Origin of the sequence: Providencia sp. PROV208, assembly GCF_028479465.1 — a bacterium.
Lineage (GTDB): Bacteria > Pseudomonadota > Gammaproteobacteria > Enterobacterales > Enterobacteriaceae > Providencia > Providencia alcalifaciens.
Genome location: NZ_JAMPNS010000010.1, coordinates 131730 through 157081, shown reverse-complemented (window position 1 = coordinate 157081; position 25352 = coordinate 131730). Strand labels below are relative to the sequence as shown.

Annotated in this window: 18 protein-coding genes; 12 read left to right on the top strand and 6 right to left on the bottom strand. The window is 41.9% G+C overall.

Annotated elements, in window-relative coordinates:
* Window position 1: 1 nt before the first annotated feature.
* From PR766_RS08570 to PR766_RS08550, 5 genes are all read left to right on the top strand, one after another.
* The gene (locus tag PR766_RS08570; RefSeq protein WP_154636156.1) at window positions 2-2092 is read left to right on the top strand and encodes a type I secretion system permease/ATPase; all 2091 of its coding nucleotides are present in this window, start codon (window positions 2-4) and stop codon (window positions 2090-2092) included.
* 173 nt (window positions 2093-2265) lie between these two features.
* The gene (ybfE, locus tag PR766_RS08565) at window positions 2266-2559 is read left to right on the top strand and encodes a LexA regulated protein (RefSeq protein WP_006662178.1); all 294 of its coding nucleotides are present in this window, start codon (window positions 2266-2268) and stop codon (window positions 2557-2559) included.
* Window positions 2560-2712: 153 nt separating this feature from the next.
* A complete protein-coding gene (gene fldA / locus PR766_RS08560) occupies window positions 2713-3240 on the top strand; it encodes a flavodoxin FldA (protein ID WP_006657796.1) in 528 nt (175 codons plus the stop codon).
* Between the two features lie 232 nt (window positions 3241-3472).
* On the top strand, window positions 3473-3919 hold the full coding sequence (gene fur / locus PR766_RS08555; RefSeq protein ID WP_006657795.1) for a ferric iron uptake transcriptional regulator: 447 nt from the start codon (window positions 3473-3475) through the stop codon (window positions 3917-3919).
* Between the two features lie 434 nt (window positions 3920-4353).
* Entirely contained in the window at window positions 4354-4875 is a 522-nt protein-coding gene (locus PR766_RS08550; protein ID WP_117584501.1) for a bactofilin family protein, read from the top strand.
* A gap of 181 nt (window positions 4876-5056) precedes the next feature.
* Here the strand turns inward: PR766_RS08550 and ansB are convergent, their stop codons facing one another.
* On the bottom strand, window positions 5057-6100 hold the full coding sequence (ansB, locus tag PR766_RS08545; RefSeq protein WP_006657793.1) for an L-asparaginase 2: 1044 nt from the start codon (window positions 6098-6100) through the stop codon (window positions 5057-5059).
* Between the two features lie 235 nt (window positions 6101-6335).
* Here ansB and ycaO point away from each other — a divergent pair, with 235 nt between their 5' ends.
* From ycaO to PR766_RS08520, 5 genes are all read left to right on the top strand, one after another.
* On the top strand, window positions 6336-8090 hold the full coding sequence (ycaO, locus tag PR766_RS08540) for a 30S ribosomal protein S12 methylthiotransferase accessory factor YcaO (protein WP_036960343.1): 1755 nt from the start codon (window positions 6336-6338) through the stop codon (window positions 8088-8090).
* A gap of 332 nt (window positions 8091-8422) precedes the next feature.
* Window positions 8423-9280 (top strand): formate transporter FocA, encoded by an 858-nt coding sequence (gene focA, locus PR766_RS08535; protein WP_006662181.1) that lies wholly within the window; start codon window positions 8423-8425, stop codon window positions 9278-9280.
* A gap of 88 nt (window positions 9281-9368) precedes the next feature.
* Window positions 9369-11651, top strand: a complete 2283-nt coding sequence (gene pflB / locus PR766_RS08530; RefSeq protein WP_006662182.1) for a formate C-acetyltransferase — start codon at window positions 9369-9371, stop codon at window positions 11649-11651.
* A 112-nt stretch (window positions 11652-11763) separates the two neighbouring features.
* On the top strand, window positions 11764-12558 hold the full coding sequence (pflA, locus tag PR766_RS08525) for a pyruvate formate lyase 1-activating protein (RefSeq protein ID WP_006662183.1): 795 nt from the start codon (window positions 11764-11766) through the stop codon (window positions 12556-12558).
* A gap of 198 nt (window positions 12559-12756) precedes the next feature.
* Entirely contained in the window at window positions 12757-13587 is an 831-nt protein-coding gene (locus tag PR766_RS08520) for a BPSS1780 family membrane protein (protein ID WP_006657787.1), read from the top strand.
* A gap of 161 nt (window positions 13588-13748) precedes the next feature.
* Here PR766_RS08520 and serS read toward each other — a convergent pair whose 3' ends face one another.
* From serS to lrp, 5 genes are all read right to left on the bottom strand, one after another.
* Window positions 13749-15041 (bottom strand): serine--tRNA ligase, encoded by a 1293-nt coding sequence (serS, locus tag PR766_RS08515; RefSeq protein ID WP_006657786.1) that lies wholly within the window; start codon window positions 15039-15041, stop codon window positions 13749-13751.
* A 105-nt stretch (window positions 15042-15146) separates the two neighbouring features.
* Window positions 15147-16490 (bottom strand): replication-associated recombination protein A, encoded by a 1344-nt coding sequence (locus PR766_RS08510; protein ID WP_006662184.1) that lies wholly within the window; start codon window positions 16488-16490, stop codon window positions 15147-15149.
* A 24-nt stretch (window positions 16491-16514) separates the two neighbouring features.
* Window positions 16515-17135, bottom strand: coding sequence for an outer membrane lipoprotein chaperone LolA (gene lolA, locus PR766_RS08505; protein ID WP_006657784.1), 621 nt, complete (start codon window positions 17133-17135; stop codon window positions 16515-16517).
* Window positions 17136-17221: 86 nt separating this feature from the next.
* Window positions 17222-20863 (bottom strand): DNA translocase FtsK 4TM domain-containing protein, encoded by a 3642-nt coding sequence (locus PR766_RS08500; protein ID WP_154636157.1) that lies wholly within the window; start codon window positions 20861-20863, stop codon window positions 17222-17224.
* Window positions 20864-21275: 412 nt separating this feature from the next.
* Window positions 21276-21761: a leucine-responsive transcriptional regulator Lrp gene (lrp, locus tag PR766_RS08495; RefSeq protein WP_154636158.1), complete on the bottom strand. Its 486-nt coding sequence runs from the start codon at window positions 21759-21761 to the stop codon at window positions 21276-21278.
* A gap of 536 nt (window positions 21762-22297) precedes the next feature.
* Here lrp and trxB point away from each other — a divergent pair.
* Complete coding sequence (trxB, locus tag PR766_RS08490) at window positions 22298-23260, top strand: thioredoxin-disulfide reductase (RefSeq protein WP_154636159.1); 963 nt, start codon at window positions 22298-22300, stop codon at window positions 23258-23260.
* Window positions 23261-23450: 190 nt separating this feature from the next.
* A complete protein-coding gene (locus PR766_RS08485) occupies window positions 23451-25130 on the top strand; it encodes a DUF7057 domain-containing protein (RefSeq protein WP_154636160.1) in 1680 nt (559 codons plus the stop codon).
* The last annotated feature ends 222 nt before the right edge of the window (window positions 25131-25352 follow it).

The window sequence follows — 25352 nt, the reverse complement described above, 5'->3', positions numbered from 1 at the left end:
CATGGAACAGCGCAATAATAATGGCTTGGAAGCCTTAGTCTGGATAGCGAATCACTTTCAAAAAAATATCACTCAAGGGCAATTAATGCATGCTATTGGTATGCAGGGTGATTCACCAACAGATTTAGAACTCAGAGAATGTGCACAAATTATTGGTTATGAAACACAGCATGTGTCCTTGACTCAACAACAAATGCAAAATATTCCATTACCAGCCTTAATATTAATCAACCAACGTTGGCATATTATTACTCAAAACTCACCACTCACCGTCATCACGCCACAAGGTGACAGCGTAGAACCGTGGGATAATTCTGTTGATGTTCATTACTCCGTGATTCTAATTAAAGAACAATTGGAGACAGAACAAAAAAGGGCATTTGGTATTAGCTGGTTTATTCCCTCTATTATTCGCCAGCGTTTTAAACTCAAAAATGTCTTTATCCTAGCGGCAATTGTGCAACTATTTGCATTAATCAGCCCGCTACTATTTCAAAATCTGATTGATAAAGTGCTGGTTGGACGAAGCCTACCTAATTTGCACATTCTTGCGCTTGGCATACTCGCCATTGCAATTGCAGAGCCTATTTATAGCTTTATTCGTAATAAAATCTTCAGCCATACCAGCACACAAATTAGTGCAGAGTTATCCGGTAAACTCTATCGCCATTTAATGGCGTTACCGCTTAATTATTTTAAGTTAAGACCAACAGGAAAAATTATTGCTCGTGTCCGTGAATTAGCGCATATCCGTCAATTTTTGACTGGTTCAACACTTATGCTGTTCATTGACTTTATTTTTGTGATCCTGTTTGTCGCCGTCTTATTTTCGTATAGTGACATAATGACTTGGACTCTCGTCGGTTCTATGGGCGTCTTTTTTATTTTATGGATGATTTTAGGTCCCATTATTCGTCAACAGACAGAAAAATCTTACCAAGCTGATGAAAATGGCCTTACGTTTTTAACTGAATCCATTACGGGGATTGAAACCCTAAAAACTACCGCAACAGAGAAATATTTTTTTAGGCGTTGGCAGAAATTACTCAGTCAACAATTGATGCAAGGCTTTAAAGTATCCATGCGCAGCGTGGTTGCAACGCAATTGATGACATTAGTGAGTAAAATTACTACTGCGATTTTACTGTGGATTGGCGTGAACGAGGTGCTAGCAGGCAACATTACTCCAGGGGAGCTTGTCGCCTTTAATATGCTTAGCGCCCATGTAACTCAACCCATTTTGCGCTTTGCTCAAATTTGGCAAGATTTTCAGCATACGATCATTTCCCTTCGTCGCGTCGGTGATATTCTTGATAAACCTATTGAAAATGAGCGCCAAGGCATTGCTAGCTCCGCCGCTATTCAAGGCGAGATTCAGTTTCAAAACATCCGGTTTCGTTACCAACCAGAAACCCCTGAAGTCCTTAATAATCTCTGTTTATCCATCAAGGCGGGAGAATTTATTGGTATCACGGGTCCTTCTGGCTCGGGGAAAAGCACGCTAACAAAACTATTACAGCGATTATATGTTCCTCAACATGGGCAAGTTATTGTGGATGGAATGGATTTAGCCGTTGCCGATACAGTGGCATTGCGTCGTCGAATGAGTGTCGTGCTACAAGAAAGCACATTGTTTGTCGGAACAATTGCAGAAAATATTCGTTTAAGTTACCCACAAGCAAATGAGCAACAATTAATTCATGCAGCAAAACTTGCAGGTGCGTATGAATTTATTATGTCATTGCCTAATAATTTTAATTATCATTTATCTGAAAAAGGGTTAAATCTTTCAGGCGGGCAGCGTCAGCGCATTGCGTTAGCTCGAGCATTAATTACTGAGCCCGATATTTTAATTCTTGATGAGGCTACATCCGCATTAGATTACGAATCGGAATCTGCCATCATGCAAAACATGCCATTAATTTCACAAGGTAGAACGGTGATTAGCATCGCCCACCGTCTCAATACCATCATGAACGCCGATAAAATTTACGTGATTTGCAATGGGGAAGTGACTGAAACGGAAGCCCATGAAAACCTTCTTAAATTGAATGGCATTTATGCAAATTTATGGCAGCAGCAGACTCGTTGACCTGAACAAAAAAGCATCTCCCCCTCGTTGGGTGATGCTTTTTTCTTAAAAGTGCTTTTTTTTTAATCTATTAGATGAATTAGCTGGGTATGCACCTATGGTACTAGGGATTCAGCTAGGGTATCATTGCGCGCTGAAATACTGGCACACCCCTTCCGTTAGCAATAGTAGATATGGCAAAAGAACAAACTGATCGCACGACACTGGATTTGTTCGCAGAAGAACGCAGGCCTGGGCGACCAAAAACTAGCCCGTTGTCGCGGGATGAACAATTAAGAATTAACAAACGAAATCAGCTCAAACGGGATAAAGTCAAAGGACTGCGTCGAGTTGAGCTGAAATTAAATGAAGACGCTGTCGCAGTCTTAAACCAATTAGCTGAAGAGAAAAATATAAGCCGAAGTGAGCTAATTGAAGAAATTTTGATGGCTCAACTTGAGCAGGTTAGTGAGACAATTGACCACTAGCTGTGTCTGAATGAATCACACAAATTTGACAGACTAACACCGTTTTTTTCGCCAAAATAAGGCGCAAATTTTACCTATTTTCGTTCTATTTTTAATTCTAGTAGAATCAATAAGTTAAACTCGCTGCTAGAAAAACAAGAGGTTAATCAATTTATGGCAGTTATAGGCATTTTCTTCGGAAGTGACACAGGTAACACAGAAAATATTGCCAAAATGATCCAAGAAAGATTAGGCAAAGATGTTGCAGAAGTTCACGATATTGCTAAGTGCAGCAAAGAAGATATCGAAGCATTTGATATCCTACTTCTCGGCATCCCGACGTGGTATTACGGTGAAGCTCAATGTGATTGGGATGATTTTTTCCCAACATTAGAAGAAATTGATTTTGACGGTAAACTTGTCGCGCTGTTTGGTTGTGGAGACCAAGAAGACTACGCAGAATATTTCTGTGATGCGATGGGTACCATCCGTGACATCATTGAGCCCCGCGGCGCAGTCATTGTGGGACACTGGCCAACAGAAGGCTACCACTTTGAAGCCTCTAAAGGTATGGCTGATGATACTCACTTTATCGGTCTTGCTATCGATGAAGATCGTCAACCAGAGCTTACCGAAGAGCGTGTTAATGCTTGGGTTAAACAGATCTCTGAAGAGATGTCGCTGGCTGAAATCCTTGGCTAATAATGACATTGATTGTCAATTAAAAGCGAGCACTGTTAGATATGATGGCTCATTCGTCCACCATATTAAGGGACTCGCTTTTAAGCTCGAATCAAAATAATGAGACAATGCATGGTTTCTATTTTTATTTTCCATGCCTATAATTGTAAATCAGTTTAGAAGACAACTGGATTTTTGTTAAAAACGTCTCATTATTGTTAAATTTATGATTTAAAATACAGGACAAGCCCGCATGACAGACAATAATAAAGCATTGAAAAATGCAGGACTCAAAGTCACTCTTCCAAGATTGAAGATTTTGGAAGTACTTCAGGAGCCTGAGTGCCATCACGTCAGTGCGGAAGATCTCTACAAGAAGCTGATTGATATTGGTGAAGAAATCGGATTAGCAACTGTCTATCGCGTATTAAACCAATTTGATGATGCTGGTATTGTGACACGTCACAATTTCGAAGGTGGAAAATCCGTATTTGAATTAACTCAGCAACATCACCATGACCACCTAATTTGTTTAGATTGTGGCAAGGTTATCGAATTTACAGACGAATCAATCGAAAAACGCCAGCATGATATCGCTGCACGTCACGGTATTAAACTGTCTAACCACAGTTTATATCTGTATGGTCACTGCGCTGAAGGTAATTGTCGCGAAAATACTGAAGCACACGAAGCAAAATAATCACATTATCAATCGCTTCTTTCTTTTAAAGGAAGCGATTTAATTAAGACGTGATTTAATGCTGAGAATACCCACTTAATGTTCATTGTGGGTATTTTTATTTAACCCATCTTAACATCTCCCTATTTCCATTCTATATCTGAAAAATAACGACTATTTTTTAAAAACTCATGCCTTTATTTCTTCAGATAAAACTAAAATCATCCTCTATTCTTTAATTTGTTATGTGTTATTTTAATTTATACTGATGCTTAAATTTATGTGTAAGAGATTAAAAGATGAAAAAAGCCTATCTGTTTTTGAACATAAGTTTTTTCTTCTGGTTTCTTACTTTGATAGCGTGGTTTTTTAGATATACCGTTGTGGCATCTCTTGCCTTTATATCTTCAATCATTTGTTTGGTTCTATACTTCAATTTCAAAAAGGTTAGTCACATGTTCAATAAAAAACAAAACAAACCAGAGCCCACTCCCACTATCAATAAAGAAGAAATCATTCAACAGATCGCTGAGGAAAAAATGCAAGTATCATCACCGACGGTCAGTGAAGAAAAAACCAATACTATCATTGCCAAAGATGTCGTATTTGAAGGCAATGTGACCTCCAATGAGCAAGTGCATATTTATGGTACTGTGATTGGTAATATTACTGGCAAAAATAACACCGTAAAAATTATGCAAAATGGGCATGTTACCGGCAATATTACGAGTAATGAATTGTGGGTAAACGGTAAAGTTGAAGGGGAATGTATTTCGGAAACCATCAGCATTGATACCAATGGCGAAATTTATGGGACTATCCGCTATTCGAATTTATCCATCAAAAAAGGCGGAATATTTTCTGGGCTTGCTGAAGTTAAATCTGCCACACAATCGACAGGAAACGTAACTGCATTTAAAGAAAAAAATAAGCAAGAAAAATCCGATCCTCAAACGCCCGAAGTCGGTGCTTTATAATTAATTTTGTTAAATATATGATACATAAATACTCGATAATAAACTTTATTACCTATCTTATAGGAATTTATTATCGAGTTATTTTGATTATTTAAATGTGATTATCAATCAAGAAACACATTCTAGATGTAGTTATAAAAACATAATCAAGGCGACATTTCTGCCGCCTATTCTTAGAGAATTAATATTGCTCAAACATTTCTTGAATCTTTTTCGGATCTTTTGTTTGAGTCAGTGCTAATTGTAATAATACGCGTGATTTTTGTGGATTTAGTCTTTCGGAAGCCACAAAGCCATATTCATTGTCATTCACTTCAGCATTACGTGTTGTATAGCCTGTTGGAACTCGGCTAGAACGCACAACAACCACATCTTCTTTTGCCGCATTCGCGAGTGCATCAAAAATGGTCTTATACATATTGCCGTTACCTACCCCCGCACTGACGATACCTTTAACTCCTTCTTCACGTAGCGCTTTTACTGGTGCAGCCGAAGCATTTGCATAGTTATAAACGATACCGACTTCCGGCAATTTATCTAATTTACTCACATCAAAAACAGGCTTGTCACCGCGAGGCTGAGCAGCTTGGTAGTAAGTCACTTTACCATCATGAATATAACCTTCAGCTCCCGCATTCACCGCGTCGAATGCTTGAACTTCCGTTGTACTCATTTTCATCACATTACGACCCTGAATCACTTTGTCATTCATTGCCATCAGCACGCCTCGCTCCCCTGCTGATTTGTCAGATGCCAGTACCACGGCATTGTACAAATTCAATGGACCGTCGGCCCCCAAGGCAGTAGAAGGACGCATCGCACCAACCATTACAATGGGTTTTTTACATGCTGTAGTCAAATCGAGGAAAAAGGCAGTCTCTTCCATGGTGTCAGTACCATGAGTGATGACAAAACCATCGGTTTTATTACAATCTTGGTTGATTTTTTTAGCGAGGGTTAGCCACACTTGATCATTCATATCTTGAGAACCGATGTTCACAAGCTGCTCACCACTAAGATTGGCAATTTTTTTAGTTTCTGGTACCGCATTAAGTAAAGAATCAATCCCCACCTTACCCGCTTGATAGCTCGAGCCAGTTGCTGATTCTCCCCCACCAGCGATCGTCCCGCCTGTTGCCAACACAGTAATATTCGGTTGTGCAAATGCAGATGCAGCAAACAATGAAACCAATGTGGCTAACAGTGCTTTATTACGGTTTTTCATCCTATTTTCCTTTAACTAAAATTGACGAACATGATATTAAAAATAAACTCACGTTATTATGTGGATTTAATCCGAGAGTTTTGTGATCCGCTTAGTCATTTTAGTAAATTCTAATTTTTTGCCTGTTTTCTGTCTTGAATAAAAAACAGGAACTCAGCATAAAAAGCGTGAGCAATCTGGGAAAAATCCGTATCATAGTCGCTATCTGAAACAAGCCATTTACAAGTGACTGACAATGAGCCAAACATTTATTCCCGGCAAAGATGCCGCACTCGAAGTCTCCATTGAAGCATTCCAAACTAAACTGAAAAATCTAGGATTCGATATCGAAGAGGCCTCTTGGCTAAATCCCGTACCGAACGTTTGGTCCGTTCATATCCGTGATAAGGAATGCCCACTGTGCTTTACCAATGGTAAAGGCGCCAGTAAAAAAGCGGCATTAGCTTCTGCACTTGGCGAGTATTTTGAACGTTTATCCACAAACTATTTCTTTGCGGATTTTTATCTGGGTAAATCTATCGCTGAAGGGGACTTCGTCCATTATCCTAATGAGAAATGGTTCCCGCTCACCGAAGACGATAGTCTACCAGAAGGTTTATTAGATGAGCGCTTAGTTGCATTTTACGATCCTGATAATGCACTCGCTGGCAGCCAACTTATCGACCTTCAATCTGGCAATGAAGAACGTGGTATCTGCGCCCTTCCATTTACACGCCAATCAGATAATCGTACCGTCTATATTCCGATGAATATCGTGGGTAACCTGTATGTATCCAATGGGATGTCCGCAGGAAACACCGCCAATGAAGCGCGAGTTCAAGGGTTATCCGAAGTGTTCGAACGCTTTGTGAAAAACAAAATTATTGCTGAAAGCATTAGCTTACCGACAATTCCTGCCGAAGTGATGGCTCGCTATCCAGGTGTCGTTGCAGCGATTGAAACGTTAGAAAATGAAGGTTTCCCAATCTTCAGCTACGATGCATCTTTAGGTGGGGAATTCCCTGTTATCTGTGTTGTGTTATTTAACCCACAAAACGGAACGTGTTTTGCCTCTTTCGGTGCACACCCTGATTTTGGTGTTGCATTAGAGCGTACCGTAACTGAATTGCTGCAAGGCCGTGGTCTGAAAGACTTAGATGTCTTTAACGCCCCAACCTTTGACGATGAAGAAGTGGGTGAACACACAAACTTAGAAACTCACTTTATCGATTCTAGCGGTTTAATTAGCTGGGATACGTTTAAAGATGATGCGGATTATCCATTCGTAGATTGGAGCTTTAAAGGGACCACGACCGAAGAGTTCGCCACATTAATGGCCATCTTCAATAAGCTTGATGCGGAAGTTTATATTGCGGACTATAGCCATTTAGGCGTATACGCATGCCGTATTTTGGTACCAGGCATGTCCGATATCTATCCTGTCGAAGATTTGCACATTGCTAACAATGCGATGGGGGCTTACCTGCGTGACACCATCATGGCGCTGCCAGATAGCCAATGGGAAAAAGAAGATTACCTCGCTTTAATTGAACAGTTAGATGATGACGGTTTAGATGACTTTACCCGCGTACGCGAGTTGTTAGGTTTAGCCGTTGGCAAAGATAATGGCTGGAGTAACCTGCGCATCGGTGAATTGAAATCAATGCTGGCGCTAGCTGGTGGTGATCTTGAACAAGCACTGGCTTGGGTCGAATGGACACAAGACTTCAACAGTTCAGTATTCACGCCTGAACGTGCCAACTACTATCGTTGCTTGCACACCTTACTGCTGCTTTCTCAAGAAGAAGAGAGAGAACCTACTCAATATTATCAAGCATTTGTTCGTATGTATGGGCAAGAAGCGGTGGATGCAGCATCCGCAGCAATCGCCGGTGAATCGTGTTTCTATGGATTATGGTCAGTAGATGCAGAATTAAAAGCATTACCGGCTCATCAAGGACTACTCGCTGCTTACGAAAAGCTGCAAAGAGCCAAGCGCGCTAACGCGTAATTGACGACAATAAGATAAAGGCCTTCGGGCTTTTATCTTTACTTAAGCAATATTTAATTTCAATCACATAATAATTATCGATATTCGTTAACAATCATCTGTAACATTTTACTTCTGAAGACCGTTTTTCGTGGTTTTATAAAAATTTTTTATAAAATTTAAAAAATATTTTTTATAATTAAATCATAATGTTACATTTAATTTTGACGATTTTAGACCTATTTTACCCCCGTTCTCTTAACACTTCATGATCCACATCAAATTTATCACCACACCCGTTTGTTACTATAATTGCGTGCTATAATTAATCAACTTTGTAAGAGAGTGTTGGTATGAAAGCTGACAACCCTTTTAATTTATTACCCCCTGCTGTAATGGCTCAAGTCGCTAATGATGTGGGCGTTTATAAAGTCAACAAACACCCCGCCATGACTTACTTGTCAGCATTCACCGCTGGTATCTTTATCTCTATCGCTTTTGTGTTCTATATCACAGCTACTACGGGTACCGCGAGTGCGCCTTATGGCTTCACCAAACTGATTGGGGGCATCTGCTTCTCTCTTGGATTAATGTTGGTAGTGGTCTGTGGAGCCGACTTATTTACATCCACTGTTTTAACCGTTGTTGCTAAAGCCACAGGAAAAATCTCTTGGGGTCAAATGCTCCTCAACTGGTTCCACGTTTATATTGGCAACTTAGTCGGCGCACTGTTTTTTGTCGCGGTTATTTGGTTTGCTGGGCAATATGTTGCCGCGAATGGTCAATGGGGCTTGAACGTACTACAAACCGCCAACTACAAACTACACCACACTTTTGTGGAAGCTGTCTTCCTTGGTATTTTAGCTAACTTAATGGTTTGCTTAGCTGTTTGGATGAGTTATGCCGGTCGTAGCCTAACCGATAAATTTGTCGCCTTGATTCTGCCTGTTGCGATGTTCGTCGCCAGCGGTTTTGAGCACAGTATCGCAAATATGTTTATGATCCCTATGGGTATCATGATTAAAGAATTCGCCCCTGTTGAATTTTGGACTCAAATCAACATGGCACCTGAGCAATTCGCTAACCTAACGGTTGGGAACTTTATCAGTGACAATTTAATACCAGTGACTATCGGAAATATTATTGGCGGCGCAGTGTTAGTCGGCCTAGTTTACTGGTTAATGCATCTGCGTAATAACGAAAAACATTAATCGAAATTTGTTAATATAATTGTTATTACACGTACACAAAGATTTATTAAGATCCCTCAAAGATCCATTGTTAAAAGGTAAAAGTATCATGTCCGAATTAAATGAAAAATTCGCTTTAGCATGGCAAGGTTTTAGCCAAGGTGACTGGCAGAATAACGTCAACGTCCGTGACTTTATTCAGAAAAACTATACTCCGTATGAAGGTGATGAATCTTTCTTAGCAGGCTCAACTCCAGCAACTGATAAGCTGTGGGAAAAAGTCATGGAAGGGATCAAAATCGAAAACCGCACTCACGCACCAGTTGATTTTGATACAGACCTTGCATCAACAATCACTTCCCATGATGCTGGTTACATTAACAAAGAATTAGAAACTATCGTTGGTCTACAAACTGACGCACCTCTGAAACGTGGTCTTATCCCGTTCGGTGGTATCAAAATGGTTGAAGGTTCATGTAAAGCTTATGATCGTACTTTAGATCCTAGCCTGAAAAAAATCTTCACTGAATACCGTAAAACTCACAACCAAGGTGTTTTCGATGTTTATACTCCAGACATCTTAAAATGCCGTAAATCCGGTATCTTAACCGGTTTACCAGATGCCTATGGTCGTGGTCGTATCATCGGTGACTACCGTCGTGTTGCTCTGTACGGTATTGATTTCCTGATGAAAGACAAATTCAACCAATTCACTTCTCTGCAAGAAAGATTAGAAAAAGGTGAAGACCTGCAAATGACTATCCAATTGCGCGAAGAAATTGCTGAGCAACATCGTGCACTGGGTCAAATCAAAGAGATGGCAGCTAAATATGGCTACGACATCTCTGGTCCTGCAACTAACGCACAAGAAGCAGTTCAATGGACTTACTTCGGTTACTTAGCGGCTGTTAAATCTCAAAACGGTGCGGCAATGTCATTTGGTCGTGTATCTACGTTCTTAGACGTGTACATCCAACGTGACTTAGATGCAGGTAAAATCACAGAAGAACAAGCGCAAGAACTGATTGACCACTTAGTCATGAAACTGCGTATGGTTCGTTTCTTACGTACACCTGAATACGATGAGCTGTTCTCTGGTGACCCAATTTGGGCAACAGAATCACTGGCAGGTATGGGTCTTGATGGCCGTACTATGGTGACTAAAAACACCTTCCGTTTCCTGAACACACTGTATACCATGGGCCCATCTCCAGAGCCTAACATGACTATCCTGTGGTCAGAAAAACTGCCAATGAACTTCAAAAAGTTCGCAGCAAAAGTCTCTATCGACACCTCTTCTGTACAGTATGAAAACGACGATTTAATGCGTCCTGACTTCAACAATGATGACTACGCAATCGCATGTTGCGTAAGCCCAATGATTGTTGGTAAACAAATGCAGTTCTTCGGCGCTCGTGCAAACTTAGCGAAAACAATGCTGTACACCATCAATGGTGGTGTGGACGAAAAACTGAAAATGCAAGTGGGTCCTAAACACGCACCTATCATGGATGAAGTTCTCGACTTCGATACCGTGATGGACAAAATGGACCACTTCATGGACTGGTTAGCAACTCAGTACGTTACTGCGCTGAACTGCATCCACTTCATGCATGATAAATACAGCTATGAAGCAGCACTGATGGCGCTTCATGACCGTGATGTTTACCGTACAATGGCATGTGGTATCGCAGGTCTGTCTGTTGCTGCTGACTCACTGTCTGCAATCAAGTACGCAAAAGTTAAACCAATTCGTGATGAAGACGGTATCGCTATCGACTTCGAAATCGAAGGTGAATATCCACAATTTGGTAACAATGACCCACGTGTTGATGATATCGCTTGTGACTTAGTAGAACGTTTCATGAAGAAAATTCAGAAACTGCCTACTTACCGTAACGCGGTTCCAACTCAGTCTGTTCTGACCATTACTTCTAACGTTGTTTATGGTAAGAAAACAGGTAACACCCCAGATGGTCGTCGCGCTGGTGCACCATTCGGACCAGGTGCTAACCCAATGCACGGTCGTGACCAAAAAGGTGCGGTAGCATCTCTGACTTCTGTTGCTAAACTGCCATTTGCTTACGCAAAAGATGGTATCTCTTATACCTTCTCTATCGTGCCAAATGCGTTAGGTAAAGATGACGAAGTTCGTAAAACTAACTTAGCGGGTCTGATGGATGGTTACTTCCATCATGAATCTTCTATCGAAGGCGGTCAGCACTTAAACGTGAACGTGATGAACCGTGAAATGCTGTTAGATGCGATGGAAAACCCAGAGAAATATCCACAACTGACTATCCGTGTATCGGGTTATGCGGTGCGTTTTAACTCTCTGACTAAAGAACAGCAGCAAGACGTTATTACTCGTACTTTCACCAGTACTCTGTAATACTGCGCTAAGATTCTATAACGTAAAATAAATAAAAGGCCCCTCCCATTGGGGCCTTTCTATCTTAGTCAAAGATAAGAGATTATAATTCTACATTCTGTGAGTTCCTGCTATGTCAACAACGCAAAAGACTATTCCAACGACTGAAATTTCGACCACCTCGCCACCCGCGACGTTTGGACGAATTCACTCTTTTGAATCCTGTGGTACCGTCGACGGTCCAGGGATCCGCTTTATCGTTTTCTTCCAAGGCTGCCTAATGCGCTGCCTGTATTGCCATAACCGTGATACTTGGGATACCCATACAGGTAACATGGTTACCGTTGATGAGTTAATGAAAGAAGCGGTCACTTACCGCCATTTTATGAACGCAACCGGCGGTGGTGTCACGGCATCAGGTGGTGAAGCTATTTTACAGGCTGATTTTGTCCGTGATTGGTTCCGTGCCTGCAAAAAAGAGAACATTCATACATGCTTAGACACTAACGGGTTTGTTCGTCGCTATGACCCTGTCATTGATGAGCTAATGGATGTCACTGATCTTGTCATGCTTGACTTAAAACAGCTTGATGATGAGATCCACCAAAAACTCGTTGGCGTTTCCAATCATCGCACTTTAGAATTTGCCCGCTACCTTGCAAAACGTAACCAAAAAACGTGGATCCGTTATGTTGTCGTGCCAGGTTGGAGTGACGATGATCATTCAGTTCATATGCTCGGTGAGTTTGTTAAAGATATGGATAATATCGAGAAAATTGAATTACTCCCTTATCATGAGCTGGGCAAACACAAATGGGAAACCATGGGTGAAGAGTACAAACTTGATGGCGTGAGACCACCGTCAAAAGAGGTAATGGAAAGAGTCAAAAGTATCCTCGAAAGCTACGGCAAAAAAGTCATGTACTAATTTCTTCATAGGCTCCCTTCTGGGAGCCTATTTCATATAATCTCTTCGCATCCGACCTCTCTTCTCGTTACCAGATTACTCTGCTTTGAACAGGCACGGTTTTTAGGCATAATCCGCACGTTAAATTTAATTTATTAATAGCAACATAACTCTATAATAAATATTGCTAATTCATCACTACTAAATAGGTCACTCACTATGAACAATGAACACGATAATGTTGATAACGACATTTCGCCTATGACACCACCCGAGCCCATCGATAGCTTTGTATTTACACCAGAACCTAATGCCGTTCAAGCAGGTGAAGGGGTTGAGTGGATCAGCCAAGCATGGGCACTGGTCAAGGAAAAATTAGGGATGTGGATCCTGATTAACATCGTCTTTTTCCTGATTATTTTTGCCATGGCTTTCTTGCCACTCGTTAGCATGTTCGTCAGCTTTGTTACGCCTGTTTTTGTGGGTGGGATTATTGCCATTTGCGAAAATCAGCGCAAAACCGGTGAAGCGGATATTGGCTTACTTTTCTCTGGATTCCAAAAGAAATTTGGTGAACTGTTTGCTGTCGGCGCCATTAACTTCGCCGCAAATATGGTAGGCATGTTAATTGCGTTCCTCATCGCAGGTTCCGCAATCTTTAGTTTAGTGATGCAAGCCGATCAATATGATGGAATTTCTGATGCTGCATTTTTCGCATCAACGGGGTCATTCGTCTTCGCTGGAATTGTCATGGCATTAGCCAGCTTATTTGGTACCGCATTGACGTGGTTTGCCCCTGCGTTAATCATGAACCATGACTTTAAAATTGGTACTTCTATTTCCGCCAGCTTACAAGCCGTCAAGAAAAACCTATTGCCTGGTTTCCTATTCTTCCTGATTGCCATGGTACTGATGTTTGTCTCTATCATTCCTTTTGGATTAGGTCTGTTTATTTCTATGCCAATTATGTATGCGACATACTACAGCACATACCGCAGTATCTTTTTTACCGAGACTAAACAGTCACAAACCAGCTCATTGATTATGTAATCACAGCTGAGATATCGTGCTCATTTGCTTTGTTGATGGTTTGCAATTTAAAACGACTCAAATCCCCCATTGAGAAACATTTGGGGGATTTTTTATGTGCAAATAAAAAAGGCTGAGCCCAGTTTAAAACTAGACTCAGCCTTTAACGCCTAATATATCAATTAACCGATATATTCTAAGCCATTCATATACGGACGTAATACCTCAGGCACTTCAATACGACCATCCGCTTGCTGGTAATTTTCCAGCACAGCAACCAGAGTACGACCTACTGCTAAACCAGAACCATTCAATGTATGAACCAGTTGGGTTTTCTTATCACTCTTACCACGGAAACGTGCTTGCATACGACGGGCTTGGAAATCCCACATATTTGAGCAAGAAGAGATTTCACGATACGTATTTTGCGCAGGTAACCAGACTTCTAAGTCGTAAGTTTTGCGAGAACCGAAACCAATGTCACCAGTACACAGTAATACTTTACGGTACGGTAAGTTCAATAATTGCAGAACTTTCTCAGCGTGCCCCGTTAACTCTTCCAATGCTGCCATTGATTTTTCTGGATGCACAATTTGCACTAATTCGACTTTATCAAACTGGTGCATACGGATCAGACCGCGCGTATCACGACCATAAGATCCTGCTTCTGAACGGAAGCATGGGGTATGAGCCGTCATTTTCAGAGGAAGCGCGTCTTCATCTAAAATTTCATCACGCACTAAGTTAGTCACAGGCACTTCCGCCGTTGGGATCAACGCATAAGTGCTGCTATCCGCTTCTTCTTCCAATGGTTTAGTGTGGAATAAGTCTTCACCAAATTTAGGTAACTGACCTGTACCATACAGAGTGGCATGGTTGACTAAATAAGGTACATACAGCTCTTGGTAGCCATGTTTTTCTGTGTGCAAGTCCAGCATAAACTGAGCTAATGCACGATGCATACGTGCAATTTGACCTTTCATCACAACAAAACGTGCGCCAGTCAGTTTCACCGCAGCAGGAAAATCTAAACCACCAGCCAGTTCGCCCAAGCTCACATGATCTTTGACTTCAAAATCATATTGGCGCGGTTCACCCCAACGAGAAACTTCCAAGTTTTCTGAATCATCTTTACCATCTGGTACTTCATCATCAGGAATATTCGGGATACTTAATGCAATATCACGGATTTCTTGTTGCAGTTTATCTAACTCTGCTTTAGCAGCATCCAATTTTTCGCCTAATTGGTTCACTTCCAGACGTAATGGCTCAATATCTTCACCACGCGCTTTAGCTGCACCAATAGTTTTCGATCGCGAGTTACGGTCTGCTTGCAGGGTTTCAGTTTCAACTTGTAAAACTTTGCGGCGTTCTTCTAATTCACGCAGCTTTTCCACATCAAGGGTAAAACCCCTGCGAGCCAGTTTTGTAGCAACCGCGTCTAGCTCCGTACGCAGTAAATTTGGATCGAGCATGCTTATCCTGTGATTTTGTTAGTCAATTGTGAGAACGAATATAACGCGCTCCGGCGTTATATTTAAATTATTTTATTGCGTTATAACCTTATCGCATTGACCCGCTTAGCGATAGCGTTTTGTTGCGCTATTTTGATCTTGTTGGGCTAACCAGTCGAGTTTTTCGGCAATTTTGCCTTCTAGCCCACGCGCGGTTGGATAATAGTATTGCGTCGCTTTCATCGGCTCAGGGAAATAGTTTTCACCCGCCGCATACGCGTTAGGCTCATCATGAGCATAACGATACTCTTTGCCAACCCCTAACTCTTTCATTAACTTAGTGGGGGCATTTCTTAAGTGCTCAGGAACATCATAATCTGGCTGCATCTGAGCATCTTTAATCGCGGCTTTATACGCGGTATACACGGCGTTACTTTTCGGGGCACATGCAAGATATACAATGGCTTGAGCAATCGCACGCTCACCTTCTGCAGGCCCTACACGGGTAAAACAATCCCACGCTGAAATAGCGACCTGCATTGCACGAGGATCTGCATTTCCGATATCTTCTGACGCGATTGCTAATAAGCGGCGAGCAACATAGAGTGGGTCACCTCCCGCCGTGATAATGCGGGCATACCAATAAAGAGCGGCATCAGGCGCAGAGCCACGAACAGATTTATGAAGTGCTGAAATCAAGTCATAGTAACGGTCGCCTTTATTATCAAAACGAGCCGCTCGTTCGCCACTGACTTCTTTGAGTAACTCCGCCGTTAAAATACGCTGACCTTGATTATCAGCCTCAGCCATATCCGCCATCATTTCTAGCAGATTTAACGAACGTCGCGCATCCCCATTGACTAAGTCAGCAATCATTTTTCTTGTGCTATCGGGGAGAATAATATTTTGCCCGCCTAATCCGCGAACGCTATCCCCGAGAGCTTGAAGTAACACCTCTTCAATTTCGCTACTTTCTAATGATTTTAATAAATAGACTCTCGCACGAGAAAGCAGTGCTGAATTAAGCTCGAATGAAGGGTTTTCCGTTGTCGCGCCAATGAAGGTGATCGTCCCGTCTTCAATGTGGGGTAAAAAAGCATCTTGCTGGCTTTTGTTAAACCGATGAACTTCATCCACAAACAGAATAGTTCTGCGCCCTGCACTAAGATTCTGGCGCGCTTTTTCGATAGACTCACGGATCTCTTTGATCCCCGAAGTCACTGCCGAGATGCGCTCGATATCTGCTTGTGCATAGTGACCAATAACTTCAGCCAATGTGGTTTTACCCGTTCCCGGAGGTCCCCACAAGATCATCGAGTGTAAATGACCTGCCCTAATCGCTCTTGGTAACGGTTTACCTTCGGCAAGTAAATGCTTTTGACCTATATATTGCTCAAGGGTTTCTGGCCGCATACGTGCAGCCAGTGGTTGAAATTCATTTTGTGAAAAATCGAGAGACAAGTTACCCACGAGATCCTCTTTACCCCCTAGAGATTAGTGAGCGCGAGAACGCTGGTCATCCAAAGTAACCCCTTTCGGTACCGTAAATTTAAATTTACTTGGATCAACTGGCCCATTTTTTTGCTGTTTTAGTTGATATGCGCTCGTTTGGCCATCTTGCTCAACCGCAGCAAATTTTTCGATCGTACCTTGTGGGTTAACGGTAATAGAGAAACTTTTTAGCGTGCCATTAGTTTGTTTTGGCTTTAAATCAAACGTATTACCCTGTTGAACGATCGAGTACTGTTTCCAATCTTGAGGATTATTACGCGTTAATAGTAAAAATGGCGTATCTTGCGTTGCATCTGCCAAATTCGTTACTGTGACTTGTTCGACAAACGGGTTATAAAACCAGAGGTTCTTGCCGTCTGACACCAACACACTTTCATCTGGCGAAGTCATATTCCAGTTAAATAGGTTAGGACGTTCAATCCATAAGTCACCAACACCTTCTTGGATCAAATCACCTTCTGGACTAGTGACTTTTTGTGAGAAGCTTGCTTGGAAGCTATTCACCTTACTCAGGCGGTCTTGAAGGTCTTGACTCGCATCTGCCAATACTTGACCTACGTTTAAACTCAGGGCTAATGCACCTAATAACATCATTTTTTTCATCGAGAAAAGACCTTTAAATTAATACCTCAAGCGGCGTATGTCTTTATACACCCCTTGAATTAAACCAGCAATTAGCACATGAAATATTAATATCCCATTGATGGCGGAGCTAATACCTCTCGGTTACCATTATGTCCAGGTTCACTCACAATTCCTTGATCTTCCATTTGCTCAACAATTCGAGCGGCACGGTTGTAACCGATACGGAATTGACGTTGCACACCAGAGATAGAGACTCTTTGTTTTTCAACAACAAATTCAACTGCTTGATCAAATAATGGGTCAAGATCTTCATCGCCATTATCTGAACTGCCGCCCCCTTCGCTGTCATCGCTGCACGTCGTAATACTGTCGATATATTGCGGTTTGCCACGCGCTTTCCAGTCATTAACGACAGCATGAACTTCTTGGTCACGCACAAATGCGCCATGAACACGTACAGGAATTGATGAGTTAGGTGGCAGGTAAAGCATATCCCCCATACCCAATAATGATTCCGCGCCACCTTGATCAAGAATAGTTCTAGAGTCGATTTTACTGGATACCGTAAAGGCTATACGGGTTGGAATATTGGCTTTAATTAACCCTGTAATGATGTCAACGGATGGGCGCTGTGTTGCTAATACTAGGTGGATACCCGCAGCTCGCGCTTTTTGCGCTAAGCGAGCAATAAGCTCTTCCACTTTTTTCCCTGCGGTCATCATTAAGTCAGCAAATTCATCAACCATCACCACAATATACGGTTCTTTTTTCAGCATTGGATGTTCTACATCCATGCTGTCACCCGGTTTCCAGAACGGATCAGGAATTGGTCGATTCATCTCTGCCGCAGCTTTGATTTTATCGTTATAGCCAGCAAGGTTACGCACACCCAATGCAGACATGAGTTTATAACGGCGCTCCATCTCGTTAACACACCAACGCAGTGCATTGGCGGCATCCTTCATATCTGTCACGACTTCGGTTAATAAATGTGGGATCCCTTCATAAATAGAGAGCTCTAACATTTTCGGGTCAATCATAATAAAGCGAACATCTTCAGGTTTAGCTTTATATAAAATACTGAGGATCATAGCGTTGACCCCCACAGATTTACCTGACCCTGTGGTACCTGCGACTAATAAATGAGGCATTTTTGCCAAGTCCGCAACAACCGGCTCGCCTTCAATGTCTTTTCCTAGAACTATCGTCAATGGTGATGGATTTTTTCTAAAATCATCACAATCTAAGACTTCACTTAAGTACACCGTTTGACGTTTTTCATTCGGTAATTCGAGACCCACATAAGGTTTGCCCGGAATCACTTCAACGACACGTACTGCTGTCGTCGATAACGAGCGAGCAAGGTCTCTTGATAACGTTGAAATGCGAGCGGCTTTCACGCCGGGTGCTAAATCTAACTCAAAACGCGTTATAACAGGACCTGGAGAGAATCCGACAACTTCTGCTTTGACGCGGTAATCATTTAAGCGAGCTTCAATCAGCCTTGCTGTTTGCTCCAATTTGAACATATCCACAGGCTCTTCTTGCTCTGGTGGACTTGCCAATAAATCAAGAGATGGCATTGGCGTTGTTGGTTTTGGTAATGGTTGATCATTACGTACCAAGAATGGATGGAACAAGCTATCTTGTTGCGGCTGTTGCGGCTGTTGCGGCTGTTGCGGCTGTTGCGGCTGTTGCGGCTGCGCAATAGTGTGTGGCTGCACAGCAGAATGAGCAACAACTTCATTGATAGGATTAACTGGCGTAGATGGCGTTTGCACAGGTGGTTCAGCCACCGATGGCATAAATAATGGCACGGCTGGCTCATCATCAACTAAATCATCAACGGGTGAGAAACGCTCAAATGCTGACAATGGCGTACTTAAATCAATCCTAGGCTCTAAGTCATCCACATCATTATCTAAATCATGCTCATCATCAGCATGAGCCGTAAAACGGTGGATATCTGAAGGCTGAGTTTGTTCTGTTGGTACAACAGGTTCAAAAGCAGGTGTAAACGCTGGCGCAGAAGCCCAACGATGCTCAATTTCAGGCTGAGTAAACGTGCTAACCGGCGGCGTTACTTGCTCTAAAGGAGCCTCAACCGCAGATTGGTCAACCTGAAATGCAGCGTCAAAATCTTGCATATCCGTTTCTGGTTCACCATAGCGCTGACGCTGTTGTTCCAAAAACTGGACGCGCAGCAACCTTTCTTGCTCCAGCTCATCATCCGTTTTAACGTTTTCTTCCGGCTCTTGTTCCGCGGACCATTGTTGATAAACCTGTTCGCGCTGTGATGCCTCTTCTTGGCGACGCTGTAATTCTGCATCCCGTTGAGATGGAATGCGGATACCATACAGCTCACGACGTGTTGGCAAACGAACTGGATTTGGGCGCGGTAATTCTGGCTCCAGATTCTTTTTCACTTGCGCATGGCGATCCATCGCAGCGATTGAAATACCTGCCGCGGTTAGCGCAGCAGGATCAGCAATACGGTTGGTCACTGAAGGTTCACTGATATCAGGACTTCCCACTTCTATTGTGGGTTCTACAGGTGAAAATGCTGTCGTTGTTGGTGCAACTGACTTTGGCGCCTGTGGTTCAGGAGCAAAAATAGGCTCTGGCGTAAATGCAGGTGGTTGAGTAAATGCTGGCTCAGACGTAAATGTAGGCTCAGGTGTGTACGCAGGCTCTTGCGAAATCACAGGTGAAGAAGAATATGCCTGTGTCGGCGGCACTTGCGGCTGATATTCATCAGGAACTTCAAAATGATAAGTTTGCGGTTCTTCCGTTGCCGAGAAATTGGGTAAATTCTCGTTTTCCGTCGGTTTCGCCACAAATACAGGCTCAGCTATTGATGCGGTTGGCTGTACAGGTTCAATCCCTTGCTGCAACACAATAGTCGGTTGCGAATCAATAGGTGCTTGCGAATCAACGACAATTTGTGGTTCAGCAGCAGCCTGTATATCTTCAGAGACTAGCTCCGATACCGTCGGTGCTGAGAAAAGCACATCATCAGCATCATATTGCTGCGCTTCATCATGCGCTTGATGCTCAGCGATTTGAGCTCGCTGTAATGCCTCTTCGGTTTCTTCAACCTCATAATCGTGGTCATCTAGATCATCACCACGCGCTCGATTTGTCAGTAATGTAATTGGAAGTAGTATCCCTGCCCCAATTTTTTCAGCGATCGTAAGCCAAGACCATCCAGTGAAAAGAGTAAAACTGATAGCCCAGAGAAACAGCAGAGCTAAAGTGGCGCCTAACGAGTTAAACCACGGCATAATGGCATTACTAAAGACACTACCAATCACCCCACCTGAAGCGAAGTTTGGTAAATCATCAAAATTGAGGGCAGCTAAACCACAGGATGACAAGATCAGCGCTAACCCGCCAATCAAGCGTAAAGAAAGTGAGAAAAAGTCAATATAACGACGCTGACTTTCATAATGATAAATTGCCCAACACCCGAGTAACAATAACGGAGGAATCGCAAATGCAAGAATACCAAATGCAGAAAAGAGGATATCCGCACTCCATGAGCCAATGCTTCCCCCTAAATTTTTGACGGGAGCATCCCAGTTAGTTTGTGACCAACTTGGGTCTGAAGGGTTAAAGCTCCATAACGCGACCATAAGAAAAATCGCGCAGAGGCAGATGACCAACAAAATCACCTCTAATAGCCGTCTGCCGCTACTCAGCTTTTTAAATTTGATGTACTTATCTTCGGTATATTCTTGGCTCATTATTGTTTCTTTACTGACTGATGTTCTTGCTTAATACGTGATTATTCTATGATTATTCTAACACTAATCCCCTAAACGTGCCTGCTTTAAGGAGATTAAGACAAATTATCACACCATAGAGACCATAAGATTCAGTATTTCATCTTACGAATGAGGTTTCAAACTCTATTTAAGGTCAAAATTCTTAATTGTTTATAGCTTTAAAATCAATAAATTGAAATGAAAATTTCTGACTAAATTTGAGGTCTCTTGAGTACAGTAGACAAGATCGTGTTTAAAAAAGAATCATTAAGGGGACAGAGAGAAAAGTGAGTGTTCCTAAAACGGAACAACGCTGAGTAAACTCAGCGTTGAAACAGCAGTGCGACAACAATGCAGATTGCTGTGCAGGAATGATGAATACAAAGTACGATTAGCGAGTTTTAATCACTAAACGGTTGCTTTGTTTCACTTCTTCCATAACTACGTAGGTACGAGTATCGTTTACACCCGGAAGGCGTAATAAGGTTTCACCTAGCAGTTTACGATATGCGGACATATCTGGCACACGCGTTTTCAACAGATAGTCAAAGTCACCAGAAACAAGGTGACATTCTTGAATTTCTTCAAGTTTTTGAACTGCTGTGTTGAATTGTTCAAAGACATCAGGAGCCCCACGGTTTAACGTAATTTCAACGAAAACCAGCAGTGATGCATCTAAATAGTGTGGCGCGGTATAGCCAGAAATGAACCCTTGTCTTTCAAGACGACGAACACGCTCTAAACATGGTGTTGGAGATAAACCAACGCGCTTAGATAGTTCAACGTTAGAGATACGCCCGTCTTTTTGCAATTCGTTCAGTATATTCCTGTCAATCCGGTCAAGGTCTTTGCCAGGACGCTTTTTATTGTCAATCATCTCTTATCTCTCTTTCTCTAATTGTTATTTTCATATCTTATAAAACGGCCCCATCTATACGTCAGTCTTCCTAAGCGGACTAGCGGGCGTGGAACCTATTCTATTCGTCATAACTGAAGTTCTCGTAAACCGAATAATTGTTTACAATCGTCGCGACATTGCCTGAATGTGTGACGTAAAGTTAATTTTCCAGTAAGAACAAAAATGCGCCATTTCCATTGACCTGCTAGATAATTAACTCTTAGATAGATGTTTTCGCAAATGCGCAGCCGATTGTCAAAGTAAATGAATAAAAATCAGTACAAGATTTCGGTTTTTTTTTCAGTAAAACGTTTCGCAGACCTAATTCAAGATAATTCCTAAAATTACCATTTCGTGATTAAAGCACTTTCCCTTCTATTTTTTAACTCTTAATTGGTACTACCTATCAGAAAAATTTGTTCTGTCCATATGAATGAACAGTTAAATCACTTTTGTTACCCCCCTATTTCTCCTACAATCGTGTTTATGCTTTTTCGAGACTAAAAGAGGAATTCATGAGCACAACCACACATCGCAAGTTAATCATTTTAGGTTCAGGTCCTGCCGGTTATACCGCAGCCGTTTACGCAGCTCGCGCAAATTTACACCCTGCACTGATTACTGGGGTGGAAAAAGGCGGTCAATTAACCACAACTACCGAAGTTGAAAACTGGCCGGGTGATCCTGAAGGCTTAACAGGTCCAAGACTCATGGAGCGCATGCATGCCCATGCAGAAAAATTCGAAACTGAAATCATCAACGACCACATTACAAAAGTAGACTTCCAACAGCGTCCTTTCCGTTTGTTCGGTGGTGAGACTGAATACACCTGTGATGCATTAATCATCGCAACGGGTGCATCGGCTCGTTATATTGGCTTACCATCTGAAGAAGCATTTAAAGGTCGCGGTGTTTCCGCTTGTGCAACCTGCGATGGTTTCTTCTATCGTAACCAAAAAGTCGCCGTAGTTGGCGGTGGTAATACTGCGGTTGAAGAAGCGCTCTATCTTTCTAATATTGCGTCTGAAGTGCATTTAATTCACCGTCGTGACAGCTTCAGAGCAGAAAAAATCCTAGTCAACCGACTGATGGATAAAGTCGAAAATGGTAATATCGTTCTGCACACTGACAATACTCTAGATGAAGTCCTGGGCGATGACATGGGCGTGACTGGCGTTCGCTTACGTTGCACCAAAACAGATAAAACAGAGGATATCGAGGTAATGGGTGCCTTTATTGCTATTGGTCATAGCCCAAACACCGCGATTTTCGATGGTCAGTTAGCCTTAAATAATGGGTATATAAAAGTGCAGTCCGGTACTAACGGTAACGCGACCCAAACGTCTGTTGAAGGGATCTTTGCCGCGGGCGATGTCATGGACCACATCTATCGTCAAGCCATTACATCTGCGGGAACTGGTTGCATGGCAGCATTAGATGCAGAGCGCTATCTTGATGGATTAGCCGATAAGAAATAATTTTCTAACCCAGCCTTAATTTAAGCCTCATTCTGTCCGTTCATCGAAACGAAATAGAATGGGGCTTTTTATTTATCCATTTCACAAAAATAAGCATCGCACCGCTAAGTGAATTAGGAGCAAGTTTATGTTGTTCTTTTGGCTCCCTATCTATACTCAGCTTCATCATCTTATTCACTAAGGAATTGACATGGAGCCACAAACGCAAAAAGAATCAGTTAGTAAATTGGCATATCTGATTGTTATTTTGTTATCGGTTATTCAAGGGATTATCATCACTGGTACGCTAGATTACTCCATTCGTACCAATGTTGAATTAGATCCTATATGGATCTATTTGCCTATGGTATTCGCCATTTTTGTGCCTTCTGTGATCAGTTTTCTTATTACAAATGCCAAACAACCTGCTTTTTATCTGAATATCATCCTGACCATCATTCTTATCGGTTGGATTAATACTTGGCAGAACTTAGAAACAGGGTCTTCATCCAGTAGTGAACCCTTCCTCGCGGTGAGCACGCTAACCGTCCTGATTTTCTTTTTGCTACCATGGATGCAAAATCGCCAAGCCACGGGTAGATGGAAAGCTCATTACAGCTGCTTAGTCGGGCACTATTTCCGCAATACGCTATTTGGCTTTTTTGCCTGTGCTATTGGTGGCTTATTAGCGTTTATTGTTAAACAAGCCAGTTTCTTATTCGGCATTGTTAATCTGACGACACTCAGTCATTTCCTTAACAATGATTACATCCTTTGGGTCGCTTTTTTACTTGGCTTCAATATCAGCGTGCTGTTTTTGCGCTCTAAATTAGTGATGCAGCTGAACAATATCGCCAAGTATTTTTCACAATTTTTCCTACCACTGCTTAGCCTTATTGCAGTCATTTTCTTAGTTGGTCTTGCCATTTCACTCTTTACGGGGGTGCACTATACCACTTCTGAACTTGGCTCTGGAACCATGCTTTGCTTTGTTATTTTAAATGTCATTTTTATTAATGCCCTTTATGGTGATGGCTCAACGCAATTTCAATTTAAAGCTATCATCAATGGGTTTGTATTAATTAGCATCGTTCTGCTCAACGCATTCTCTGCACTTTCTCTGTATGGCATCTTAGTTCGAGTCAACCAATATAGTTGGAGTGTCAGCCGATTGTACGCCTTTGCAATTGCATTATTTTTGGCAATCCTTATTTTGGCGTACAGCATCACAGTCATGATAAAACGACGCCACTGGGCAAACGCTCTAGGCTCGATTAATAAGGTTGCTATTCTTGGTTTAATCGCCACTATTTTAGTGATTAATAGTCCTATTGGTGATTTCCAGCGGATCACGGTTAATAGCATTATGGCGGCGATTGAAAAAGGCAAAATTAAAATTAATTACGATTTATCGTATGACCTAGAAAAACTCGGGGAGCGAGGAAAAGCCGCTTTAGCACAACTGGAACAAAACCCAGAAACGAAAGCTCAACTTAAAGTTGGTGCTTACTCCGATACACCAAAACCTTTTAAAGAAGTACTCATTATCGCAAAAGGTAGTCAGCCACTTCCCCAGAGTTGGTTTGATATGGAAGATGGAATTCGAGATTCCTGGAACTGCACAAGTTATTACCGTAATTACGAATGTCTTGGATTCATGGCGGATGTGAACAGCGATGGGGCTGATGAAGTGGTTATGTGCTATTCCATGCCAGAATCCCTCGACTATGAATGCACCATCTGGCAAGCCCAAGCAAACACATGGAATCTAGTGGATACACAAAAGCAAGTCTTTGATGATACCGCTGATAAAAAAGCCGCATGGGATAACTTACTCAATAACCAATTTAAGCTACAACCTAAAACATGGTTAGAAATTGTTCCTGAATAACTGACTGACTTCCTCTCGCGATTTCAATCTAAAATGTAGGTGGCTTAACAATTATAAATTATGCCACCTTATTTTTTGGTCATAATAACGGTAACATCCTCTGCTCGCTCGAATTTAATTATATGACAATCAATATAATTTACCTTTATAAAACATATTGATAACAAAAATTGTTCTATTCAAATATCTAACTTTTATTATGTAACATCTCCAATGGAAGCT